The sequence below is a fragment of the Sphaerisporangium sp. NPDC051017 genome, assembly GCF_040683095.1.
In the GTDB taxonomy this organism is placed as follows: Bacteria; Actinomycetota; Actinomycetes; order Streptosporangiales; family Streptosporangiaceae; genus Sphaerisporangium.
In genome coordinates this window covers 87,514-110,369 of record NZ_JBFBCI010000003.1, presented here as the reverse complement: position 1 = coordinate 110,369, position 22,856 = coordinate 87,514, and the positions used below count along the sequence as shown (strand labels likewise).

20 protein-coding genes and 1 pseudogene are annotated in these 22,856 nt (G+C 72.5%); 5 read left to right on the top strand and 16 right to left on the bottom strand.

Going from position 1 to position 22,856, the window contains the following annotated elements:
* The first annotated feature begins 151 nt into the window (after positions 1-151).
* Positions 152-1,150 carry a LacI family DNA-binding transcriptional regulator gene (locus tag AB0M95_RS04575; RefSeq protein ID WP_358509698.1) on the top strand — a complete coding sequence of 333 codons (999 nt, stop codon included), beginning with the start codon at positions 152-154 and terminating at the stop codon, positions 1,148-1,150.
* On the opposite strand, the gene AB0M95_RS04570 is transcribed toward AB0M95_RS04575, so the two are convergent.
* Positions 1,147-1,635 carry a glutathione peroxidase gene (locus AB0M95_RS04570; RefSeq protein ID WP_363759406.1) on the bottom strand — a complete coding sequence of 163 codons (489 nt, stop codon included), beginning with the start codon at positions 1,633-1,635 and terminating at the stop codon, positions 1,147-1,149. The genes AB0M95_RS04575 and AB0M95_RS04570 overlap by 4 nt on opposite strands.
* A 1,376-nt stretch (positions 1,636-3,011) precedes the next feature.
* Between AB0M95_RS04570 and AB0M95_RS04565 the strand changes: the two are divergent.
* Positions 3,012-3,257 (top strand): annotated as a pseudogene (locus tag AB0M95_RS04565) (transglycosylase SLT domain-containing protein); the annotation flags it as partial.
* Positions 3,258-3,454: 197 nt separating this feature from the next.
* On the opposite strand, the gene AB0M95_RS04560 reads toward AB0M95_RS04565, so the two are convergent.
* The 7 genes from AB0M95_RS04560 to AB0M95_RS04530 form a co-directional block, all read right to left on the bottom strand.
* Positions 3,455-3,793 (bottom strand): DUF202 domain-containing protein, encoded by a 339-nt coding sequence (locus AB0M95_RS04560; RefSeq protein WP_363759403.1) that lies wholly within the window; start codon positions 3,791-3,793, stop codon positions 3,455-3,457.
* A gap of 21 nt (positions 3,794-3,814) precedes the next feature.
* Entirely contained in the window at positions 3,815-4,156 is a 342-nt protein-coding gene (locus AB0M95_RS04555) for a DUF202 domain-containing protein (protein ID WP_358509710.1), read from the bottom strand.
* A 58-nt stretch (positions 4,157-4,214) separates the two neighbouring features.
* On the bottom strand, positions 4,215-4,580 hold the full coding sequence (locus AB0M95_RS04550; protein ID WP_363759399.1) for a hypothetical protein: 366 nt from the start codon (positions 4,578-4,580) through the stop codon (positions 4,215-4,217).
* Between the two features lie 80 nt (positions 4,581-4,660).
* Positions 4,661-5,215: a hypothetical protein gene (locus tag AB0M95_RS04545; protein WP_363759396.1), complete on the bottom strand. Its 555-nt coding sequence runs from the start codon at positions 5,213-5,215 to the stop codon at positions 4,661-4,663.
* On the bottom strand, positions 5,212-5,598 hold the full coding sequence (locus tag AB0M95_RS04540; protein WP_358509718.1) for a hypothetical protein: 387 nt from the start codon (positions 5,596-5,598) through the stop codon (positions 5,212-5,214). Before AB0M95_RS04540 ends, AB0M95_RS04545 begins: the two co-directional genes overlap by 4 nt.
* A gap of 167 nt (positions 5,599-5,765) precedes the next feature.
* Entirely contained in the window at positions 5,766-7,385 is a 1,620-nt protein-coding gene (locus AB0M95_RS04535; RefSeq protein ID WP_363759393.1) for a Na+/H+ antiporter, read from the bottom strand.
* Between the two features lie 154 nt (positions 7,386-7,539).
* Positions 7,540-9,288: a hypothetical protein gene (locus tag AB0M95_RS04530; protein WP_363759390.1), complete on the bottom strand. Its 1,749-nt coding sequence runs from the start codon at positions 9,286-9,288 to the stop codon at positions 7,540-7,542.
* A 438-nt stretch (positions 9,289-9,726) separates the two neighbouring features.
* On the opposite strand from AB0M95_RS04530, the gene AB0M95_RS04525 reads away from it, so the two are divergent.
* The gene (locus AB0M95_RS04525; protein ID WP_363759790.1) at positions 9,727-11,790 is read left to right on the top strand and encodes an ATP-dependent DNA helicase; all 2,064 of its coding nucleotides are present in this window, start codon (positions 9,727-9,729) and stop codon (positions 11,788-11,790) included.
* An 87-nt stretch (positions 11,791-11,877) separates the two neighbouring features.
* On the opposite strand, the gene AB0M95_RS04520 is transcribed toward AB0M95_RS04525, so the two are convergent.
* The 8 genes from AB0M95_RS04520 to AB0M95_RS04485 form a co-directional block, all read right to left on the bottom strand.
* On the bottom strand, positions 11,878-12,678 hold the full coding sequence (locus tag AB0M95_RS04520) for an SGNH/GDSL hydrolase family protein (RefSeq protein WP_363759387.1): 801 nt from the start codon (positions 12,676-12,678) through the stop codon (positions 11,878-11,880).
* The gene (gene aroQ, locus AB0M95_RS04515) at positions 12,675-13,109 is read right to left on the bottom strand and encodes a type II 3-dehydroquinate dehydratase (protein WP_363759384.1); all 435 of its coding nucleotides are present in this window, start codon (positions 13,107-13,109) and stop codon (positions 12,675-12,677) included. Before aroQ ends, AB0M95_RS04520 begins: the two co-directional genes overlap by 4 nt.
* Before the next feature lie 184 nt (positions 13,110-13,293).
* On the bottom strand, positions 13,294-14,370 hold the full coding sequence (aroB, locus tag AB0M95_RS04510; RefSeq protein ID WP_363759381.1) for a 3-dehydroquinate synthase: 1,077 nt from the start codon (positions 14,368-14,370) through the stop codon (positions 13,294-13,296).
* Positions 14,367-14,900, bottom strand: coding sequence for a shikimate kinase (locus tag AB0M95_RS04505; protein ID WP_363759378.1), 534 nt, complete (start codon positions 14,898-14,900; stop codon positions 14,367-14,369). Before AB0M95_RS04505 ends, aroB begins: the two co-directional genes overlap by 4 nt.
* Complete coding sequence (gene aroC, locus AB0M95_RS04500; protein ID WP_363759375.1) at positions 14,897-16,075, bottom strand: chorismate synthase; 1,179 nt, start codon at positions 16,073-16,075, stop codon at positions 14,897-14,899. The genes AB0M95_RS04505 and aroC overlap by 4 nt, the downstream gene beginning before the upstream one ends.
* Before the next feature lie 93 nt (positions 16,076-16,168).
* Positions 16,169-16,960 (bottom strand): A24 family peptidase, encoded by a 792-nt coding sequence (locus AB0M95_RS04495; RefSeq protein WP_363759372.1) that lies wholly within the window; start codon positions 16,958-16,960, stop codon positions 16,169-16,171.
* A gap of 32 nt (positions 16,961-16,992) precedes the next feature.
* Positions 16,993-17,568, bottom strand: coding sequence for an SseB family protein (locus tag AB0M95_RS04490; RefSeq protein ID WP_363759369.1), 576 nt, complete (start codon positions 17,566-17,568; stop codon positions 16,993-16,995).
* A 61-nt stretch (positions 17,569-17,629) separates the two neighbouring features.
* Complete coding sequence (locus AB0M95_RS04485; RefSeq protein ID WP_358509744.1) at positions 17,630-18,736, bottom strand: ring-opening amidohydrolase; 1,107 nt, start codon at positions 18,734-18,736, stop codon at positions 17,630-17,632.
* 371 nt (positions 18,737-19,107) lie between these two features.
* Here AB0M95_RS04485 and AB0M95_RS04480 point away from each other — a divergent pair, with 371 nt between their 5' ends.
* Both AB0M95_RS04480 and AB0M95_RS04475 read left to right on the top strand, forming a co-directional pair.
* On the top strand, positions 19,108-19,446 hold the full coding sequence (locus AB0M95_RS04480; RefSeq protein WP_363759365.1) for a hypothetical protein: 339 nt from the start codon (positions 19,108-19,110) through the stop codon (positions 19,444-19,446).
* 182 nt (positions 19,447-19,628) lie between these two features.
* Positions 19,629-22,847 carry a S8 family serine peptidase gene (locus AB0M95_RS04475; protein ID WP_363759362.1) on the top strand — a complete coding sequence of 1,073 codons (3,219 nt, stop codon included), beginning with the start codon at positions 19,629-19,631 and terminating at the stop codon, positions 22,845-22,847.
* The last annotated feature ends 9 nt before the right edge of the window (positions 22,848-22,856 follow it).

The window sequence follows — 22,856 nt, the reverse complement described above, 5'->3', positions numbered from 1 at the left end:
GTCCGGGTGCCCGCCGGATGTGGATACGTTTTCATGAATCTCATCTGAACCGGACATCTCTGTCAAGCCCCTGTGAAATATAAGCTCTTCACACTCTTCGGATAGGGCCGCGGCCTGGACGATCGATGAAACCCATGATGGAATCGTTTCCATGAAGATGAGCGAGCAGCGCCGCACGACCATCAAGGACGTCGCCGAGGCGGCGGAGGTCGGAGTCGCGACCGTCTCACGCGTGCTGTCCGGCACCGGCTCGTCGAGTCCGGCGACCCGCGAGAAGGTGCTGGCCGCCGCGGCGCGGCTCGACTACCGGCCGAGCGCGCTCGGGCGCAACCTGCGCCGGCGGCGTACGGGCGGCATCGGCCTGCTCATTCCCGACATCACCGACACCTTCTACGCGCGGCTGGCCGACGGCGTGCTCGCCTGCGCGCAGTCCGCCGGCGAGCCGGTGATGATCGGCACCACCGGCGACGACCCCGAGCGTGAGGCCGAGCTCATCGGTTCACTGATCGAAGAGAGCGTGGAGCGCGTGATCGCGGTGCCGTCCGGCGACGGCGAGATGTGGGGCCCGGCGTTCCGCGCCGGTCTCGACGTGGTCTTCGCCGAACGGCCCGTGCGGGGACGCGAGGACGTCCCCGCCGTCGTCACCGACGACCGTTCGGGCGTGCGCACGGCGGTCGAGTACCTCGCCGCGCTCGGGCACCGCCGCGTCGCCTTCCTGGCGCGCCACGGCCAGGAGCAGCGCGTGCGCGCCTTCCGCGAGGCGATGGGCACGCTCGCTCTGCCCGTCGACGAGGAGCTGATCGTACGGGCGCGCGCGACCCGCGACTCGGCGTACGCGGCCGCGGCCGGCCTGCTGCACCACCGGTCCGACCTGACGGCGGTGCTGGCGGGCGGCAACCTGCTCGGCGAGGCCGCCGTCCTCGCCGCCCGGGAGCTCGACGTGCGCGTGCCGCGCGACGTGTCGATGATCATGTTCGACGACGTGCCCTGGGCGGAGCTGTGCTCACCACCGCTGACGGTGATCTCCCAGCCCGCCCAGGACATGGGCTACCGCGCGGCCGAGCTCGTCCTGCGCCAGGGCCGCCGCACGCGCGGGGTGACCCTGCCGACCGAGCTGATCGTCCGGGGTAGCTGCGGCCCGCGCCGCTAGCCGATCGCCTTCTCGATGGCGCCGGTCACGGCCGGGTCCTCGGGTTCGGTGCGGGGACGGAAGCGCGCGACCACCGCGCCCTCACGGTCGACCAGGAACTTCTCGAAGTTCCACTGGATGTCGCCGGCCTCGCCCTCGGCGTCCGGCGCCTCCACCAGCTCCGCATACAGCGGGTGGCGGTTCTCGCCGTTGACCTCGGTCTTCTCCAGCAGGGGGAAGTCGACGCCGTAGTTGGTGGCGCAGAACTCCTCGATCTCGGCCGCCGAACCGGGCTCCTGCCCCATGAACTGGTTGCAGGGCACGCCGACGACCGTGAAGCCGCGGTCGCCGTACCGCTCCTGCAACCGGACGAGACCCGTGTACTGCGGGGTCAGCCCGCATTTGGACGCCACGTTCACCACGAGGACGGCCTTGTCGCCGGCGAGCCGGCCAAACGTTGTCGGCGCGTCGTCCAGCGTGCGCACCGGAATATCCCTAAGACTCATGAAGCCACCCTAATCAGGCGTCCGCCTCGCGCGCGGCTCGCCGTGTGCGAAACCGCCTCCGTCCTTGCTCCACGGGGCCCTCGCCGCGAAACCTCAACCGCGCGGCATTTCCGGATCACGCGGTGATCATCCCCGGCGCGACGCGCGCCAACCGGGTCCCGCGAGACGGCAGAGATGTCCCACCTCGATGGCAAACAACCGTCCGTAGCGTGTCGCGGAACGCGGGCGCCGGGCGGGCCACCTATTAGAAACCGCCGTAGAACACGTCGCGGCGCCTTCCGGGAGACATCTCTGTCTTCAACCGACTCCGGAAAGGCCACGCGGACGTCGCGGCGCCCGAGCCACGGGCGCGCGACGAGAGACGGCCGCCTCGCGCGGCCCCCTCCGCACGCGACCCGATGAATAGGACAGAATTGGACAGTAAACGCGCTATTCATGGCGCCGTCGCGGCCCTCATCGTCACCGCCGTCCTGAACGCGGCGGCAGGTGCGGCACAGGCCCTCACCCGGGCGGACAGCACGGCCGACGCCGTCACGGAGACGGCGGAACCGACGGGCGCACTCGCGACGGCGGCCCACGCCACCACCGGCACGCCGGCCGAAGCGCAGGCCGGCTCACATACCGAGGCGCGAGCCCGCGCGCAGGCCGACACGCAGGCCGACACGCAGGCCATCGTCACGGCGCCGGCCGTCGTGACGCCGGGCGGCATCGGCGCACGGGCCACGGAGGCGGTGAGCGCCGTCACCACGGCCCCCGTCACGTCCGCCCAGGCCGCCCACCCGGCCCAGACGGCCGGAACCGCGTCCCCGGTCCACCCGGTCCACCCGGTCTACGCCGCCTACTCGGCGTACGTGGCCCCGATGACGCAAGGGGCCCAGGCGCCCCACACGTCCGACACATCCGGCGCGATCGGCGCGATCGACACGGTCGGCGCGATCGACACGGTCGAGAACGCCATCGGCGCGGCCGAGAACGCGCCCGTCCCGGCCATCGCGGCGGCGCCCGCGAGCGTCCCCGCGGCCCACCCGGCCTGGACGCCCGTCCGGCCGGTCTGGACGCGGGCGGGCGCGGTACGGCTACCGTCCGCCCCGGCCCGCGGGCAGGCCGCGCACGCGAGGCTGAGGTCCAAGCCCGCCGCGAAGACCGCGGCGAGGACGCCCGCCAAGGCGAGGGCGGCGAGAAAGACCGCGGCGAAGGCCATGGCAAAGGCCGTGCCGAAGGCGGCGGTCGCGCGGAAGGCGGTGCCCTACCGGGTGCACAGCCGCCTCTGGACGACCTCGGCCCGCCCGGCCGTGCGATCGTGGATGCCCACGACGCCCAAGGGCAGGAACAAGGCGATCGCCTATCGCATGGTCACCCAGCGATCCTGGCCGGTGACCCAGTTCCACTGCCTCGACAGCCTGTGGACCAGGGAGAGCAACTGGAACCACAAGGCGCAGAACCCGTCGTCCGGGGCCTACGGCATCCCGCAGGCGCTGCCGGGCGACAAGATGGTCGGCGTCGGTCACGACTGGCGCGTCAACCCGGCCACCCAGATCCGATGGGGGCTCAAGTACATCCGGGGCCGCTACGGCTCGCCCTGCGGCGCGTGGGGCCACTTCCAGTCGCACAACTGGTACTGACCACGAGCGGGAGTGCCCAGGGGAAGGACGCACTCCAGGCGCCCGGGGGGGGGGATCACCCCCGGGCGCTTCCGTTTCCCCCGCTACCCGCGCTTCCCCCGCTCCCCCCGAGCTCGGCGCCACGGGCTGACCCCGCCCGGCGGCTCGGGACGTGAGCGGGTCGGGACGTGAGCGCGGGACCTCAGGACGTGAGCGTTTCAGGACGTGAGCACGAAGGCGAGCGCGCCCGCCGCCACGGCCAGCACGCCGAGCCAGGCGAGCACCGCGTCCGCGCGGGCGTCCAGGGGAAGGCCCTGGCGCAGCGCCCGGTCGACGCGGTGGTAGCGCACGCCGGTCCGCGCCAGCAGGATCGCGCCGCACAGCGCGGCGAGGACGAACGGGACCGCCGCGCCGCCGTGCCCGAACTGCTCGAACTGCCGCCCGGCGACGCCCGCCGCGCCGAGCCCGCCGGCGGCCAGCGTCGCGGCCGTGCGGATCCACGCCAGCAGGGTGCGCTCGCCGTGCAGGCCCGGACGTTCCTCCACCCCGCCGCTCATCTCACGGTCTCCCCCCGCGCCTCAGCCCGCGACGACGATGAGGACGAGCGCGATCAGGGCCACCGCCGCGACCCCGTACCCGAACACGGGGGCCAGCGCGAGCCCGGGCAGCGGCGCCTGGTGCCGCAGGGCCCGCTGGACGTTGCGCCAGCGCGGGTAGGCCAGCACCGCCGCGACCGCGGCGAGGACGACCAGGATGACGGCGAGGGCGGTGCGCATCCAGGGGATGAAGATGCCCCTCGGCACGGCCGCCATCGCCACGCCGCCGGCGCTGAGCGCGAGCGAGGTGCTGAGCCACGTGAGGAACGTGCGCTCGTTGGCCAGCGTGAACCGGGGGTCCGGCTCCCTTCCTTCGACGTCCATGGAAATGAGGCTAATTCATGCACATTTCCCCTGGACAAACAGGGTTTTCAGCCTGGGATCAGGTGCATTCCTCGGCGATGGTGCGCACCGTCCGCGCGGTGTCCGTGGCGACCTTCTGCGCCGCGGCCGCCGCCTCCTCGGGGTTGTCGATGTTCAGCTTCTTGAGGCTGTCCGCCAGGCTCTGCAGGGCCTCGTTGAGCGTGGTGTTCCCCGCCGTGCCGGCGACGTCCTCCAGCTTCGCGGCCCCGTCCTTCAGGGCCTTCTCCATCGCCGCGGGATCGCCGGCCACCTCGGTGATCTTCGCACCCATGTCGGCGAGCGTCTTGTTGGCCTCGATGCACGCCTGGGCCTTGTCGACGGTGCTACATCCCGTCAGCACGGTGAATCCGATCGCCGCAACCGCGGCCAGGGGGAGGAATCGCATACGAACAACCCTATCCAAACCGCCTGACAGGGAGGGCTACGCGAAGAGTACGTCCGTCCGAGTGCGACCGGCCCGATCGGTCAACTATTCCTGATCATTTTGTCGCCGCCCAGGGCCAGCAGGAGGAACATATCGAACTGGTGGAGGTTCGACTTGTCCATGCGTTTGATGGCCTCGATGCCGGACCGGGCGGTGTTGATGTGGCCAAGAGCGCTCAGGCGCGTGGCATCGAACGCCGGGTCATAGTCGGCACCGTGCCTGGCTTCCTGAAGCTCGCTGAACGCGCTGGCGAGCACTTCGAGATCAACGGGCACTTTTCCGGTGACCGGGTCGACGAGCAGGAGCCTTACTGGATTGGGGGGTGTACGACCGGCTGCGATGTCCTCCACCCATCGGGCGGCCTTCTTGAAGTTGCCGTGGGCGTACCAGCGGCCGATCGCCTGCTGGTGCTCGATCGGCCCCGTCCTGGCGGCGCGCTTCGCGCCATGCTGAACCAACTCGTGGAACAGGGCATAGTAGGCGGTCGACGTCGCACGCCGAAGGTAGGCCGTGCGAGGACGCCCGCGTCCAGCGATACGGCCCGCGAGCATGCCCGCCAGGTGCAGGTAGTCGTCGGCCTTGAAGTCTCGCCTCACGACCCGTCCTGCTGCTGGTCCCGGATCAATGCCTGGTCGATGTCGCTCGTACCGAAGCCGTCCAGCGGTTCGTCCGCACCTGTGCGGGCCTCGTATTCCTCTTCTGTGAAAAGGGCGACGTACACGTGCTCGTCGAGATCGCGTTCGGCGGCGAGCTTGTTCACCTGTCCGCGCAGCGTGTGTGTGAACTCTGCCGACCACCCACCTTCTTCGGGTGCGTCCAGGACGATGACCGCCTTGAGCGCGGGCTCGCCGTCCGCGTCCACATACGGCTCGACCGATGCGTTCTGGATCGCCGGTGAACCCGGAACGGTCACGCCCCGTATCGCTTCGGCCAGCTCGTTCAGGACTTCGTCTCGCCGGTTGACGCTCATGATGACCATCTTCGCACTCCCTGGTGCGCTTGGAGAGGAGGGCGACTAGAGGTTCGCCATCCTGCCATGGCTCTCCCTGACTCGTGGCCTCTTCCCAGGCATTTCCGGACGCGGAGCGAGGAACGCCGGGAGGCGCCGCCGTCGCGCTCCGCGGCCGAACTCCCGGGCAGAGGCCGTCAGTCGCGGGCCAGGGTCGCCTCCTCGTAGTCCAGCTCGCGGGTCACGCGGCGCAGCACCTCGTCGTCGATGCGCCGCTCGTCGCGCATGCGCACCAGCACCGCGCGCTCGGCCTCCAGCATGGCCCGCCGCAGCCTGCTGTACATCGCGCTCGGCGTCTCCTCGCCCTCCGGGCCGGTGCCGCCGCCGAGCCGTTCCCAGGCGCCCATCGCGCGGCGCTCGGCGTGCGCGCGCAGCCGGTCGACCACCTCGGCGTGCGTCTCCAGTACACCGTCGCTCGTCAGCTCGTCCAGCCGGGCCAGCGCCGCCCCGGCCGCCGCCTGCTGCGCCGCCGCCTCCGAGAGGTTGTCGCGGTAGACCTCGGTCTCGCTGGAGACGCGCAGGCGCCGGATCAGCCACGGGAACGACAGGCCCTGCACCAGCAGCGTGCCGATGACGACGACGAAGGTCAGGAAGAGGATCAGGTCGCGGCCGGGGAAGTCGGACGCCAGCGTGAACGCCGCCGCCAGCGACACCACACCGCGCATCCCGGCCCAGCCGATCACCATGATGTGCGAGGCGGGCGGCCGCTCCTCCCGCTCGCGGATCCTGCTGGAGAGCATGCGCGGCAGGTGGGTGCCGGCGAACACCCAGATGACGCGGGCGACGACCGCCGCGGCGAACACGACCACCGCGTACCCCGCCACCCGCCACGGGTCCTGCCCGGCGAGCCCCTTGAGGATGAGCGGGAGCTGCAGGCCGATGAGCAGGAAGACCACGGTCTCCAGCAGGAAGTCGAGCACCTTCCACACCGAGTACGACACCACCCGGGTGCCGTACGTCGTGCGGTTCATCCGGTGGCCGATGTAGACCCCCACCACCACGACGGACAGCACCCCCGAGGCGTGCACGGCCTCGGCCGCGAGGTAGGAGGTGAAGGGGATCAGCAGCGAGATCGCGTTCGTGATCAGCGGATCGCGCACCCGCTTCATCAGCCAGCCGAAGGCGAGCGCCAGCACCAGGCCGATGACCAGCCCCACCCCGGCCGCGTACAGGAGCTGCCCGGCGGCGCTGAGCAGCGTCACGCCCACCCCGCCGGAGACGATGCCCACCCCTCCGACGGCCGCCACCGCGACGCGGAAGGCCGTCAGCGCGGTGGCGTCGTTGAACAGGCTCTCCCCCACCAGGATGGTGATGAGCTTGCGGGGCAGGCCGAGCCTGCGGGCCACCGCGACCGCCGCCACCGCGTCCGGCGGCGCCACGATCGCGCCCAGTGCGAAAGCCGCCGCCAGCGGCAGGCCGGGCACCATGGCGTACGTCAGCAGGCCGATCACCGCGGCGCTGAACAGCACCAGCCCGACCGACAGCAGCGCCACCGGGCGGCGCAGGTCGCGCAGGCGCAGGTAGGAGCTGTCCAGGGCCGCCGAGTACAGCAGCGGCGGCAGGAAGACGAAGAGCACGATCTCGGGGTCCAGCTCGTACTCGGGCATGCCGGGGACCCGCGCCGCGATCAGCCCGATCACGAGCCCGGCGAGCACGAGCAGCAGGGGCACCGACCAGCCCCGCCAACGGGCGAAGGCCGCGACCGCCACCGCGCACGCCGGGAGCAGCACGAGCTGGAGGACCGTCGTTACATCCATGATCCGAAGGATAAGTGGGAATCACGGGCGGGACAGCTCGTCATCAGGGCGACGGCCTCGTACGGCCGCACGCCCCCGCGCCGCACGCCGTCAGTGGGCCGGCGAGGAACGCGCCCCTCTCACCGGCCGGGCCGCGCGCGCCCGCGGGCGCCGCTCACCACTCACGGCCCTTCTCCTCGGAGTACGGGCGCCCGCTCTCGTCCGGCCGGGGACGGCCCGCCTCCGGGCGCGCCCGTTCCCCCGTGCTGTTCATCGCGTCGGGGACGTAGGGCCGCGAGAGCTGCGGATCCGTGTGTTCCATGGGGTGCTGGCCGATCGCGCCGAGCCCGAGCGGGTCCGCCGGATCAACGGGCACCTGGCCCTGCCGCGGGGTCCCCCAGCCGTATCCGGAGGGGTCCGCGGGCGCCTGGTAGCCCGGGTCCGGGTGCCCGCCGGGCGGGGATCCGTAGGGCAGGGAGTCGTTCACGATGAGGTTCTCCCTCGGCACGACGTCCCCCGGGTCGGCGCCGTAGCGCGCTCCGCCGTACTCGGTGGAAGGCGGGTACTCCGTCGAGTCGGCGTAGCCGGGGCGGCCCGAATAGTCGAGCGGAGGCGTGCCGTAGCCGCCACCGCCGAACGCATCGCCGGGCTCGCCGCCGTAGCCGCCGGGCCGGGACTCGCCCGCCGCGCCGTACCCGGCCGGGGGGTAGTCCTCCCGGGGCGCGTACTCGCCCGTGGGGCCGTACTCGCCCGTGGGACTGTACTCGCCCGTGGAGCCGTACTCGCCGCGCGGGGCCGCCGGGCCGGGCGTGAGCTGCTCGGCCGGGAAGGTGTAGCCGGTCGGCGGCGTGAAGTCGGGGTTGACCCCGGTGTCGGACGAGGCGCCCGGGTCGGGGTACCGGGCTCCGTACTGCGGGGAGCCCGCGTGGTCGGGACGGCCGCCGTACTGGGCCGGTCCGCCGGGCTCGGGGGCGCCGCGGTACTGCGGAGATCCGTAGTCCGAGGGCGCGGCCGGGTCGGGGTACGCCGGACGCGCGCCGTACTCGGGCTGCGGCGCGGCGGCCCCCCGGCCGTACTCGGGCGCGCGGCCGTAGTCGGCGGACGGCTCGTACTCGGAGGCGGGCGCGCGGCGGGCCTGGGGCTCGCCGTACCCGGGCGGGACGCCGTAGTCCCCCACGCCGGGCGGGATGGCCTGCGGGCCGGTGGTGGGCATGGGCACGCCCCCGGGGAACTCGGCGGGCGACGGCGGGGCCTGCGGCGGAACGGGGTGGGCGGCCCGGTCACGGAAGTCGGCCTGCGGGTGCTCGCCCTGTGGCGGGACGTCGGCGGGACGGCCGCCGGAGGCGACCAGCTTGTCCGGGGCGGGCGCCGCGCCGCGCGCCACGAGGACGTCCTTCGGGCCGTGCGCGGGCACGGGGGCCTCCTGGTCCTGCGGGCCCCCCCTCCCCTGCGCGTACGCCGGGTCGTTCCGGTAGTCGTCCTGGTCGTCGGCGTAGGACTCCTGGTAGGACTCGCCGTAGGAGTCCTCGTAGGCGTCGCCGTAGGACATGGCCTGGGTGTACTCGCCGTCGTCGGGCGCGCCGGCGGGGCGGGCGTACTGCCCGGTGCCCGGGTATTGGCGGTACTCGGCGTACTCGCCGTCGTCGGCGTACTCCCCTTCGTCCCCGTCGTCCTGGTGTCCGGGGTGCTCGCCTTCGTGGCCCTCGGCGTATTCGCCGCCCGCGTCGGCGTACCCCTCGTCCAAGGTGTCGAGGAGACGTCCGACGTCCTCCATGGGCATGCGGAAACTGGCGGTGCACATCTCGCCCCGCCACAGGCTGAGAACGAGCGTGCCGTCGTGCCAGGTGACCCGGAGGACACGCTCCTGGCCCCGGGCGTCGAAGAACACCTCACCGAACGATGGCAGTGGGACAACTTCCGACATGGCAGACATCGTGCTTTAACCAGCCTTTATTCGTCCACTCAACCTCAAGAAACCCTACCGAACCGTGAACGCCACCGTCATGGCAGACCCCATGGGCCACTCTTGGCGCATGTGCCGCCGGAACGGAGGCGTATGGTAGATCGTCATTGACCCCCCAGAACCGGTGCGGCAAGTCTGCCACGCGGAGAGCCGTCCGGCTTCCGGAATGCCGAGATGCACCCGGAACGCACCGCGGGTCGCGGGACCGGTCCAGGCGCCGCGACCCCTCCGGGGCGGGTAGCGTTGCGTGTCGTGCTCGACGACTCCCTCGACCCCGTGGACACCTCGGATCCCTCGGACATCTCCGGCGCCTCAGGCACCGCGGCCGCGACCCGCTCGGCGTACGACGCCGGGGACGGCCACGATGACCTCGACGACGAAGGCGCCTTCGAGGACGACCTGGAGGAAGAGGAAGAGCTTCCGCCCGTCGAGCAGTTGCTCGCCGCGGCCGTCACGGGGGTCGGCGGTGCCGAGCGTCCCGGCCAGGTGAAGATGGCGCAGGCCGTGCGGCACGCCATCGAGAGCGACGAGCACGTCGCCGTCCAGGCCGGCACGGGCACCGGCAAGTCGCTGGCGTACCTCGTGCCCGCGATCCGCCACGCCATCGAGTCCGACAGCGCCGTGGTCGTCTCCACCGCCACCATCGCCCTCCAGCGCCAGCTCGTCGACCGCGATCTGCCCCGCCTTTCGGAGGCCCTGGCCGATTACCTACCCCACGAACCACAGTTCGCCATCCTCAAAGGCAGGCGAAACTATCTATGCCGCTACAAAATCACCGCCGCGTGGCCGGACGACGAGGACGACCAGCTCTTCGACCCGCGCGAGGTCAGCGCCACCGGCCGCATGGTGCAGCGCATCCAGGAATGGGCCGAGGAGACCGAGACCGGCGACCGCGATGAGCTCGTGCCCGGGGTCAACGAGCAGGCGTGGCGGCAGTTCTCCGTCACCGCCCGCGAGTGCCTCGGCGCGCAGCGCTGCCCGAGCGGCGCCGAGTGCTTCGCCGAACGCGCCCGTGAGCGCGCGGGCCAGGTCGACGTCGTCGTCACCAACCACGCGCTGCTCGCGATCGACGCCATGGAGGAGTTCGCCGTCCTCCCCGAGCACGACGTCGTCATCGTGGACGAGGCGCACGAGCTCGTCGACCGCGTGACGAGCGTGGTCACCGACGAGCTGTCGGAGGTCTCCGTCGCGACCGCCGTCCGCCGGGTCGGACGGCTGATCGAGCAGGCCGTCGCCGACCGCCTCCAGGAGGCCGGCGAGGACCTGAAGGCCCTGCTCGCCGCCGCTCCGCCCGGCCGCATCGACCAGATGCCCCAGGTGCTCGGCATGACGCTGTCGCTGGTGCGGGACTCCGCGTGGGCGTGCATCACCGCGATGGGCCCGCGCGGCGGCGACATGTGGGGCGGCGGCAAGAACGACGACCCCGAGAAGGCCGGGCAGCGCAAGGCCGCGTTCACCGCCCTGGACGAGGTGCACGACACCGCCGTCCGCATCCTGGAGGCGTTCGGCGGCGACTCCGAGGTCGACCGGGCCGAGGTCGTGTGGCTCGACGGGGCGACCGACCGCCGTCCCCCGGTGCTCAGGGTCGCGCCGCTGAGCGTCGGCGGCATGCTGCGCGACAAGCTCTTCGCCGACCGCACCGTGATCCTCACCAGCGCCACGCTGGCCCTCGGCGGCACGTTCGACGGCATGGCCCGCCAGTGGGGTCTCGGCCCCGCCCGCGCCGACCAGGCCGACCATGCCGATCATGCCGCCCCGGCCGAGAAGACCGACTCCGGGCAGAAGCGCAAGCCGTGGACCGGCCTCGACGTCGGCTCGCCGTTCGACCACGCCCGCAGCGGCATCCTCTACATCGCCAAGCACCTGCCCCAGCCCGGGCGCGACGGGCTTCCCAAGGAGTACCTGGACGAGATCACCGAGCTCATCGAGGCGGCGGGCGGGCGCACGCTTGGCCTGTTCTCGTCCATGCGCGCCGCCAAGGCCGCCACCGAGGCGCTGCGCGACCGCCTGGACACGCCCCTGCTCTGCCAGGGGGACGACTCGACGTCCCTGCTCGTCAAGCAGTTCGCCGAGGACCCGGCCACGTGCCTGTTCGGCACGCTGTCGCTGTGGCAGGGCGTCGACGTGCCCGGCCCGGCCCTGAGCCTGGTGATCATCGACCGCGTGCCGTTCCCCCGGCCTGACGACCCACTGGCGTCGGCCCGGCAGCGGCACATCGCGGCCAGGGGCGGCAACGGGTTCATGGCCGTCGCCGCCACCCACGCGGCGCTGCTCCTCGCTCAGGGCGCGGGGCGGCTGCTGCGCAGCCAGAACGACAAGGGCGTCGTCGCCGTCCTCGACCCCCGCCTCGCGACCGCGCGCTACGGAAGCTTCCTGCGCGACTCGCTGCCGCCGTTCTGGACCACCAGCGACCCGCAGAAGGTGCGCGCGGCCCTGCGCCGGCTGACCTCGGCCGCCTCGTAGGACGGCCAGGGCGCGCCGGGCGACCCGGGCGTGCACGTCGGGGGGCTAGGCCGCGTCGGGCGGGCACCGGGCGTGCGCGCCGGACGGCTAGGTGCGCGCGTCCCCGGGCGGGGTCTTCGCGTCGGCCATGGTGAGATACGGCCCGAGCGAGGGACGCTTCGGGTCCACCGCGTCGCCCGAGGACCTGCCCCGCAGCCGCCGGCCCACCCACGGCAGCAGGTGCTCGCGCAGCCAGAGCCGGTCCTCGCGCAGCTTCACCCGGCGGTCTACACGCTCGCGCGGCGGCCAGGTGTAGCGCCAGTCGTCCTCGGACGGGACGCCGAGCACCTCGCACACCTTCGCGGCCACCAGGCGGTGACCCTCGGCGTTCATGTGCAGGCGGTCCTCGCTCCAGGCACGCCAGTCGCGCAGGGACTGCATCGACCACTGGTCCACCACCCGGCACCCGTACAGGTCGGCGATGGAACGTACATGCAGGTAGAACGTGGCGCAGCGGCCCCGGACGTGGCGCATCAGCGGCGTGTCGCGCGGGTCCACGCCGGTGAACAGCACGACCTCGGCGCCCGTGGCGCGCAGGTCGCGGACGGCGCGGGCGAACGTCTTGGCCATGCGGTCCGGGTCGCCGCCGGGGCGCAGCAGGTCGTTGCCGCCGGCGCAGAAGGTGATCAGATCCGGCTTCAGCTCGACGGCGGCCGGCACCTGGTGCTCGACGATCTGCTCCAGCAGCTTGCCGCGCACGGCGAGGTTGGCGTAGTGGAAGCCGGGCTCCAGCGCGGCCAGGCGCTCGGCGACCCGGTCGGCCCAGCCGCGGAAGTGCCCGTCGTGGCCCGGGTCGTTGAGGCCCTCGGTGAAGCTGTCGCCGATCGCGACGTAGGAGGTGTACGTCACGCGCCCTCCTCGGCGATGGCGCGCAGGGCCAGCTCGTAGGAGCGCAGGCCGAACCCGGCGATCGTGCCCGACGCCACGGCCGCGACCACCGAGGTGTGGCGGAACTCCTCGCGGGCGGCCGGGTTGGAGATGTGCACCTCGATCAGCGGGGCCGTGCGCTGGGCGATCGCGTCGCGCAGCGCGTACGAGTAGTGGGTGAAGGCGGCCGGGTTCAGCACCACGGGGATCACGCCGTCGGCGGCCTCGTGGATCCAGCCGACCAGCTCGGCCTCGTCGTCGGTCTGCCGGACGTCCACCGACAGCCCGAGCTCCCGCCCCGTCCGCCGGCACAGCGCCTCGAGGTCCTCGAACGTCTGCGCGCCGTACACATCTGGCTCGCGCGTCCCCAGCCGCGACAGGTTGGGGCCGTTGAACACGAACACTGTCCTCATCGAACCGTCCTCATCGAACCGGGCCTCACCGAACCGGGCCTCACCGAACCGGGCCTCATCAAACCGGGCCTCACCGCACCGGGCTCATCGCGCCGGGCTCATTCAACCGGGCTCGCCGCTCTTCTCTCCCCCACACGGCCGTCCGAGCGCCGTGCCCGTCCCTGCCGCCGGCGCGCTTCCGCGGTCACCGGGCGATCTGGCCGTAGGCCGCCTCCAGGAGTTCCTCCGGCGGGTCCTCCAGCCGGGTGACCTTCGCGACGTCGTCCAGGATCACGAACCGCCGCTTGGCGCCGCGGTTCTTCTTGTCGACCCGCATGTGGTCGCGCAGCTCCGGCCAGGCCTCGCGGCGGTAGGCGGTCGGCAGGCCCACCGACGTCAGGATCGAGCGGGTGCGCTCGACCAGGTCCGCCCCGGCGTGCCCGGCCAGCCGGGACAGCTCCGCGGCGTACACCATGCCGATGGACACGGCCTCGCCGTGCCGGATGTGGTAGTTCTCGACCCGCTCGATCGCGTGGGCCAGCGTGTGGCCGTAGTTGAGGATCTCGCGCAGGCCCGACTCGCGGAGATCCGCTCCGACGACGTCGGCCTTGACCTGGATCTTGCGCTCGATCAGGGCGCGGGTGTGGCGGCCCTCGGGCAGGCGGGCTCCCTCGGGGTCGTCCTCGATCAGGAGCAGGATCGTCGGGTCGGCGATGAAGCCGCCCTTGATGATCTCGGCGAGCCCGGCCACGTAGTCGTCGCGCGGGACCGACACCAGGGTCGCGAGATCGCACAGGACCCCGGCGGGAGGATGGAACGCGCCGACCAGGTTCTTGCCCTCGGCGGTGTTGATGCCCGTCTTGCCGCCCACGGCGGCGTCGACCATGCCGAGCAGCGTGGTCGGCATCTGGACGACCTCGACCCCGCGCAGCCAGGTGGCGGCGGCGAACCCGGCGAGGTCGGTGGTGGCGCCGCCGCCGACGCCCACCACGGCGTCCGACCGGGTGACGCCGTAGCGGCCGAACGCCGACCACAGCTCGGCCGCGACCTCGACGGACTTGGCGGCCTCGCCGTCCGGCACGGGCAGCTCGACCACGGTGTACCCGGCCGACCGCAGGACGCCGCAGACCGGGCGGGCGATCTCCGGCAGGCCGGCGGGGTGGACCACCGCGACCGTGCGCACGCCCGCGCCGAACAGGCCGGGCAGCTCGGCGAGCACGCCGGTGCCGACGACCACGTCGTACGGACGGTCGCCCTTGACGGTGATGCGGGTGCTGGTCACGCCTGGAGCCCCTTGACGATCTCGTCGGTGATGTCCTCGGGAGTGCGCCGGTCGGTCGCCACGATCAGGGACGCCAGCCGCTCGTAGATGGGGCGGCGCTCGTCCATGAGCTGCTTGAGGCGGCTGCGGGGGTTCAGCACCAGCAGCGGGCGCGCCTGGGCGAGCCCGACGCGCTGCACGGCGTCCGCGAGGCCGACCCGCAGGTAGACCACCGGGTGCCCGGCGAGCAGGCCCTGGGTGGCCTCGCTGAGGACGGCGCCGCCGCCGAGCGACAGCACCCCGGCGTGCTCGGCGAGCGCACGGCGCACGGCCTCGGCCTCGAGCTCGCGGAAGCGGTCCTCGCCGTCGTCCACGAAGATGTCGGAGACGGGCTTGCCGGCCGTGGCCTCGACGTCGGCGTCGGTGTCGCGGAACGACGTGCCGAGCCGGTCGGCCAGCAGGGCGCCGACGGTCGACTTGCCCGACCCCGGCGGGCCGATCAGCACCGCCCTGGGCGTCGTGCGGTCGTCGCCGGGTGCAGGAGAGGTCACTTGATCACCATAGACGAGAGGTAGCCGGACACGTTGCGGGCGACCTCCTCCACGGAGTCGCCGCCGAACTTCTCGACGGCCGCGTCGGCGAGCACCAGCGCGACCATCGCCTCAGCGACGATACCGGCGGCCGGGACGGCGCACACGTCCGACCTCTGGTTGATCGCCTTGGCGGGCTCTCCGGTGAGGACGTCCACCGTGGACAGGGCGCGGGGCACCGTGGAGATCGGCTTCATGGCGGCGCGGACCCGCAGCGGCTCGCCGTTGGTCATGCCGCCCTCGACGCCGCCCGCGCGGTTGGTGACGCGCCGGACGCCCTCGGCGGTGTTCTCGATCTCGTCGTGGGCCTGCGAGCCCCGGCGGCGCGCGGTCTCGAACCCGTCGCCCACCCCGACGCCCTTGATCGCCTGGATGCCCATGAGGGCCGCCGCGAGGCGCGCGTCCAGGCGCCGGTCCCAGTGGACGTAGCTGCCCATGCCGGGCGGCAGCCCGTACGCCACGACCTCGACGACGCCGCCGAGCGTGTCGCCCTCCCTCTTGGCCGTGTCGATCTCTTCGATCATGGCGGCGGCGGCCTCGGAGTCCAGGCAGCGGACGGGACTCTCGTCGATCGCCGCCAGGTCGCCGGGGCCCGGGATCGCGTCGGGGGGCGCATCGACGGAGCCGATGCCGATCACGTGGCTGACGATGTCGACGCCGAGCGCCTGCTTGAGGAAGTTCCGGGCGACCTGGCCGAGCGCGACGCGGGCCGCCGTCTCACGGGCGCTGGCGCGGTCCAGCACGGGGCGGGCGTCGTCGAAGCCGTACTTCTGCATGCCCGACAGGTCTGCGTGGCCGGGGCGGGGACGCGACAGCGGGGCGTTGCGGGCCTGCGCGGCGAGCAGGTCGGGGTCGACCGGGTCGGCCGCCATCACCGTCTCCCACTTGGGCCATTCGGTGTTGCCCACGCGGATCGCCACCGGGCTGCCCAGCGTGCGGCCGTGGCGGACGCCGCCGACGATGGTCACCTCGTCCTGCTCGAACTTCATGCGCGCGCCCCGGCCGTACCCCAGCCGGCGCCTCGCCAGAGCGTCCTGAACATCGGCGGTCGTCACCGCGACTCCGGCGGGCAACCCTTCGAGGATGGCGACGAGCTCGGGGCCATGGGACTCGCCTGCGGTCAACCAGCGCAACATGATGACAAGTCTTCCATGCACCGCCTACTGCCCTCACCCACCTCCCGGCGAACCCGGCGCCCTGCTCCGGGGCGGTGCCGGTGGCCGTTCCGGCTAGCGGAAGGTGGCGGCCAGGGCCCCGAGGAGGATGAACGGGCCCAGGGGGAAGTGGGTCTTGGCGGTGGCGCGGCGGGTGAGGAGCAGGGTGACGGCGTACAGGGCGCCGAGGAACTGGCCCGCGAGCGCGCCCACGAGCCACGCGTCCAGGCCGAGGGCGCCGGTGAGCATGCCGACGAGCCCGGCGAGTTTCACGTCCCCGAAGCCGAGCGCGTCGGGCCGGACGAACCACATGATCGCGTACGCCCCGGTCAGCGCCAGGCCGCCGAGCAGCCCGCCGACGAGGTGCCCCGTGGGGACCAGCAGGACCGCGAGGATCGGGTAGGACGGCAGCGTGATCGCGTCCGGCAGCCGCCGCGTACGCCAGTCGATCATCGCGAGCGCGCACCCCGCGAGCGCCGCGTACAGCCAGGCGGCCAGCTCCCACGAACCCGCGAACCTCCAGGCCACCAGCGCGCAGACGACGGCGACGCCCGTCTCGGCCACGGGCGGCCACGCGGGCCGGGGGACGGCGCGCACCATGCCACGGAACGCGCGCCGCGCCTCTTCCCTGGAGGCCCGCCGCGTCGCACCATGATCGAGCCGCGCCACGTCCCGGTGTACGTCCGCCGGATCCTCCGGGGCGAGGTCGGCCGCTTCGTGCCGGTCCGCCTCAGGGCCCTCCGGCGTCGGCTGGGCCGGGGTCCGGACGGTGAGGTCTTCGGACGGGGCGAAGCCGTTCGCCAGGGCGCGGACGTAGGGCCCGGCGAGGAAACCCAGGAGGGCGGCTCCGGCGACGATGAAGCTCACACGCCGACCCTAGCCGCCGAGGCCCCTGGCGATCAGCCGTTGTCGCGGCGCAGGCGGCGGAACAGGCCGCGCCTGGCGGTGGGGATGCGCGCGACGGTCACGTCGGCGTGCGGAGCCAGCCCGCGCAGCAGGGCCTGCACTCCGTCGCCGTCCCCGGCGGTCCCGCCGATGGAGGCCAGGGCGCGCAGGACCCCGCCCTCGATCGCGAACGGCACCGGACCGGCGACGTCGATCATCACGGCGGCGGCGTCCTCACCCAGCGCGGCCCGGCAGACCTGGGGGGTGACCGCCTGGATCGGCCGCGCGTCGGCGCGCCACAGCCGGAGCGACTCGGCCCCCGTGAACGCCGGCACCGCCTTCCTGCCGTCGGCGCCCACCAGGACAGGCAGCGCCATCTCGCTTTCCTTCTCCCGCCGGAGGCCGTTCTCCGCGACCTCCGACTCGGTCAGGAGCGCCACCACGGGGACGAGCAGGCGCGCGGTGCTCAGGGCGGTCGCCACCTCGGCGGCGCCACCGGTCCCGGCGGCGAACGCGGCCAGCGCGGCGGCCACCGACGGGTCGGCGCGACCGTCGTCGTCGGGAAGCAGCGGCTGCGGAATGCTCGGCACGACCCGCGAGCCTACCCGCCGCCACGGAACCCTCACGCCACGAGACCCGCCCGGTCTCCCGTCAGCTCAGGTCGGCGATGGCGGCCACGGGGCCGCCGCCCGAGGGGCCCTGGTGGACGGCGGCCACCGAGACGAAGACGGCCGGGTCGCCGGTGACGCCGGCGGCGACGCCGCCGACCGTGGCCTTGATCTGGCGGTGCCAGTGGACGTCGGAGTCGTCGAGCATGATGTTCCTGCGCCCGCGCACCCGGCCACTGGGATCGGCCTCGCACTTCATGAACACGTTGACGAGCCGGCCGCCGAGGTCGCTCGGGTGCGGGCGGTCGGGCAGGTCGATGCCGCTGGCGCGGATCGCCTCCCAGATGCCGTCCGCGTCCAGGGCGTCCTTCATCACGCTGTGCCCGATCCGGTACCGGCCGCCGATGCCGCGGACGTTGCCGACGACGACGATCTGCGCCCGGTCCAGCTCGACGCCGGACGAACACGAGGCGACGCTGGAGTAGAGGGAGAGGTCGCGGTGGATCTGCTCGGCGCTCGGCATCTCGATCTCGCCGAGCGCGACGGCGATGCCGAGGGCGGTCGTGGAGTTGGAGATGTCCATGGAGGGGCCGGTGTCCTCGATGACGACGTCCTGCCCGCGCGACTTGGCGTCGGTGATCGTGGCGAGGGTGAGCAGCGGGGTCTTGGTCTGCACGTAGTGGACGTCGGCCGGGTCCTCGATCCCGGCGATCTTCATGGCCTCCCGCACGCCGGCGGCGACCTTCTCGACCATCGCGGGGCGGCCGATGTCCTCGGGGAGGATGACGTCGCTCATCGCGACGCCGACCGAGACGCGCGGCTCCTCGGACGGCTCGACGGTGGCGGGGTCGACGGAGGCGAAGATCGTGGCGTGCGGGCTGAGCACGCCGTCGGTGCCGCCCGACCACACCAGCGGCACCTGCGCGACCTCCTCGGGCTTCCGCGTCCCCTTGGCGATCAGGACCTCGCGGAAGGCGCGGTCGGCCAGGATGCGGGTGTAGTCGTTGACGCCGCCGTTGCCCTCGGTCTTGCCGATCACGGCGAGCACGCGGTCGGCCTCGATCACGCCGTCGTCGATGAGCTTCTCCAGCCCGGAGGCGTCGGTGACGCTCTCGATGGCGACCTTGCGCACCTCGATCGGATCCGGCATATCTCTTTCCTCTCCTGTCTCCCGGTCACCGCCCGGTCACCGCGCGCGGGGCCGGTCGTTCCTTCACGGCCGGACGTTCCCGGCCGGCATGTCCATCACTCCCGTCGCGGGCTCCGGGCTCGGGGACGCGGCTCACGGCCCGGTCCCGTCCACGATCGTCCCGGCCCGAAGCTATCCACACCGGAGTCCGGCCTCATTGGCCACTATTGCCCACTGATTCCGGTTTCTTCAGAGCATTTCGCCGAAAAAGACCCGGCAATACCACCGCGTACCGCCCCGCACGCCCGCTCGTTCATCTCGATTCGACGGAGACGCCGCCCGGGGCGCGGATTCCTCGCGCCCGCGGGGCGTCACGATGCAGAATCGGGGGCGTGGAGTCCCAGAAACTGGAGCGCGACGAGGTCGCCGCCGCCATGTCCGCACGCCGCGAGCTCGGCCCCCAGTACGAGCTCGAACTGGCCGAATCCCTGGTCGACCGAGTGAACGCGGTCATCGACGCCAGGCTGGCCGCCCGGCCGAGGCGCCAGGGTCCCGACTGGGCGCAGATGGTGCTCGGCCTCGGGTCGCTCGCGCTGTCGGTGCCCCTGACGTTCGCCGTGGTGCTGAACACCTCGGGCGCTTTTCCGCTCCTGCTCGTGTTCGCGCTCATCGCGGCCGTCAACTTCGCGTACGCGATCACCAGGACCGGCGGGCGCGACAACAGAAAGTGACGGCCGTTCCGCCCGGGCGCACCCCCATCCCTTCACCCCCTGAGCGCTAAATCGTTCCACATCCCATTATGTCGCCAAAGTCCGACTTTTTCTGAAAATATTTCGCGACGGGAGGCAACCTCCCGTCGCTTTTTCGTGTCTGATCGGGTTGACGGGTAGTAAACAATCCGCAAAGGACGACGATGAAGCGAAAAGTCGCAGCAATCGCCCTCGCGGCCGTGACCACGCTGGGCGTGACGGCGGGGCCCTCGGCCGCCGGCACGGCCACGGCACAGCCCGGCGGGAAACAGCCCGGTACCGGGCAAGGCGCGGCGAAGGGCGTGTCCGGCACGGTAACCCTCATCACGGGCGACCGGGTGACGGTGTCCGGGTCGCCGGGCGACGCGAAGGCGTACCAGGTCCTGCCGGGGGCCGGGCGCGAGGCGTCCTTCTCGATCCAGAAGTACGCCGGGCACGTGTACGTGATCCCGTCGGACGCGGCCCCCCTCATCGGCAAGGGCCTGGTCGACCGGCGGCTGTTCGACGTCACGCAACTTCTGGCGTGGGGCTACGACGACGCGCACCGCGCCGACATCCCGATCATGACGCAGGGCGGCGCCGCGCCGAAGGCGGCCAAGGCCGGGCGCACCCTGGACGACCTCGGCCTGGCGGCGTCCCGCGTGCCGAAGGCGCAGGCCGCCACCGTCTGGGACGGCCTGCGGCCCGGCACGGCCGCCAAGTCGCTCACGGCGGGCGTGACCAAGCTCTGGCTCGACGGCAAGCTCTCCTACTCGCTGGACAAGAGCGTCCCGCAGATCGGCGCGCCGGAGGCCTGGAAGTCGGGCCTGACGGGCAAGGGCGTGACCGTCGCGGTCCTCGACACCGGCTACGACGCCAACCACCCCGACCTCAAGGGAGTGGTCACCCAGTCCGCCAACTTCTCCGACGAACCCGACACCAGCGACGACGTCGGCCACGGCACCCACGTTGCGTCCATCATCGCGGGCTCGGGCGCGGCGTCGGGCGGCAGGTACAAGGGCGTCGCGCCCGAGGCCAAGATCGCCGTCGGCAAGGTCGGCGGGGCCTTCGGGATCGCCGAGTCGGCGCTGATCGCCGGCATGGAGTGGGCCGCGACCGAGGTCAAGGCTCCGGTGGTCAACGTCAGCATCGGCGGGCCGGACGGCCCGGACGTCGACCCGGTCGAACAGGCGGTGAACACGCTGAGCGAGCGGACCGGCACGCTGTTCGTCATCGCGGCGGGCAACTCGGGCGTGCCCGGATCGGTCGGCAGCCCGGGCACCGCCGACGCCGCGCTCACCGTCGGCGCCGTCGACGGGAACGACCGTCTCGCGGAGTTCTCCAGCCAGGGCCCGCGCGTGGGCGACCGCGCCGTCAAGCCCGACATCACCGCGCCGGGCGTGGCGATCACGGCCGCGGGAGCCGCAGGGACCACGCCGGAGCAGTACGTGGCCAAAAGCGGCACCTCGATGGCGACCCCGCACGTCGTGGGCGCCGCCGCGATCCTGGCCCAGCAGCACCCGGACTGGACGGGGGCGCGCCTCAAGGCCGCGCTGATGGCCTCGGCCAAGCCCGGCACGGACCTGACGCCGTACCAGCAGGGCACCGGCCGGGTCGACGTGGCCAAGGCCGTCACCCAGACGGTGGTGGCCGACACCCCGAACGCCTGGGCCATCGTGCGCTGGCCGGGAAGCGGCCCGGACGTCACCAAGGAGATCACCTACACCAACACCTCGTCCGCGCCGGTGGACCTCGCGCTGACCGAGGACGGCCCGTTCACCCTCTCCGCCGATCACCTCGCGGTCCCCGCGGGCGGCAGCGCGTCGGTGACGCTGACCCTGGCCTCCGGGCTGACCACCGGCGCCTACCCCGGCGTCGTCACCGCGACGGCGGACGGGGTGACCGTGCGCGGCCTGGCGGGCGCGTACGTCGAGCCGGAGTCCTACGACGTGACGCTGAAGGCGACCGGCAGGGACGGCAAGCCCGCCGACGACGCCTTCGCCACGTTCTACAACCTCAAGTCCGGCGATTTCAACGATCTGCGCTTCACCGGCGGGGTCGCCACGGCCCGCCTGCAGCGCGGCGAGTGGAAGCTCATCGCCGAACTGCTGGAGGACAACGCCTACACCTTCACCCACCGCACGGTGACGGTCGGCACGCATGACGAGACCGTGGACCTGGACGCCCGCAAGGCGAACCCCGTCACGTTCTCGCTGGACGACCCGGCGGCCACGCGCTCGAACTTCTTGCAGATCAACACGCGCATGAAGGACGGCGACCAGGCGTACGAGAGCATCTTCACCACGTCCGGGGATCCGCAAGGGTGGAACGCCTACCTGCTGCCCTCCCGGGAGCCGAACCTCGACTACCTGTCGCGAACGGTGTGGGAGAAGGGCTCGCCCGTGACGAGCCGGTACGACCTGGCGGACTACCGCAAGGGCGGCCTTCCCGCCGACCCGGGCGGCCGGTTCAGGAAGGCGGACCTGGCGAAGATCACGACCACCTTCCGCGCGCAGGACGTCGCCGCCCCCGCCGAGTTCGACCGGGTCGCGAACCTGCCCGGCCAGTCGTTCATCCTCCGCGGGCTGTCGTCGTCGGCCGTGACGGTTCCCGGCAAGCTCACCAACTACGTGACCCCCGGGACCGAGATGTCGTGGAACGGCGCCCTCGCGCACGACCTGGGGGCCTACATCCTCGCCGACGCGGCGGCACACATCGTGCGGCGCGGGAACGCCTCCGAGGTGTGGAACGCCGCGGCCATCGGCCCGTCCGCGCCTCAGGTGCTGCGGTTCGAGGACGAGATACTCTACGTCCTCGACGGCCTGTTCAGCGACCGCGCCGCCGGCCGCCGGGGCTGGGACAGGAACGTCACGGGCACCGCGAGCCTCAGCAAGGACGGCACGGTCCTGCAGAGTATCAAGCTGGACGGCTGCGTCTTCGGCGGCATGTGCGCGCTGCTGACGACGGTCCCGGCCGCCGAGGCGACCTACACGGTGAACGTGTCGGCCCGGCGCTCGGTCCCGTACTCCACGCTGGCGACGGCGGTCGACGCGTCCTGGACGTTCAGGTCGGCGCACACGGCCGACGTGTCGGCGCTCCCGGTTCCCGCCGTGAAGCACGACCTGGTGGGGGTCGACGACCACAACCGGGCGAAGCCCGGCTCGGTCACCGCGATCGGGATGACCGCCGAGGGTGGCGCGCTCTCGTCGCTGAAGGTCGAGGCGTCCTTCGACGACGGCAAGAGCTGGCGGCCGCTGCGGGTGAACCGGGTCGGCGACAAGTGGGCCGCCTTCGTGGCCAACCCCGCCTCCGCCGGCTTCGTGTCCCTGCGCACCACGGGCGCCGGCCCAGGCGGCGTCGAGGTGAAGCAGACGATCACGCGGGCCTACGCGGTCAAGCGCTGACCGTGCGCC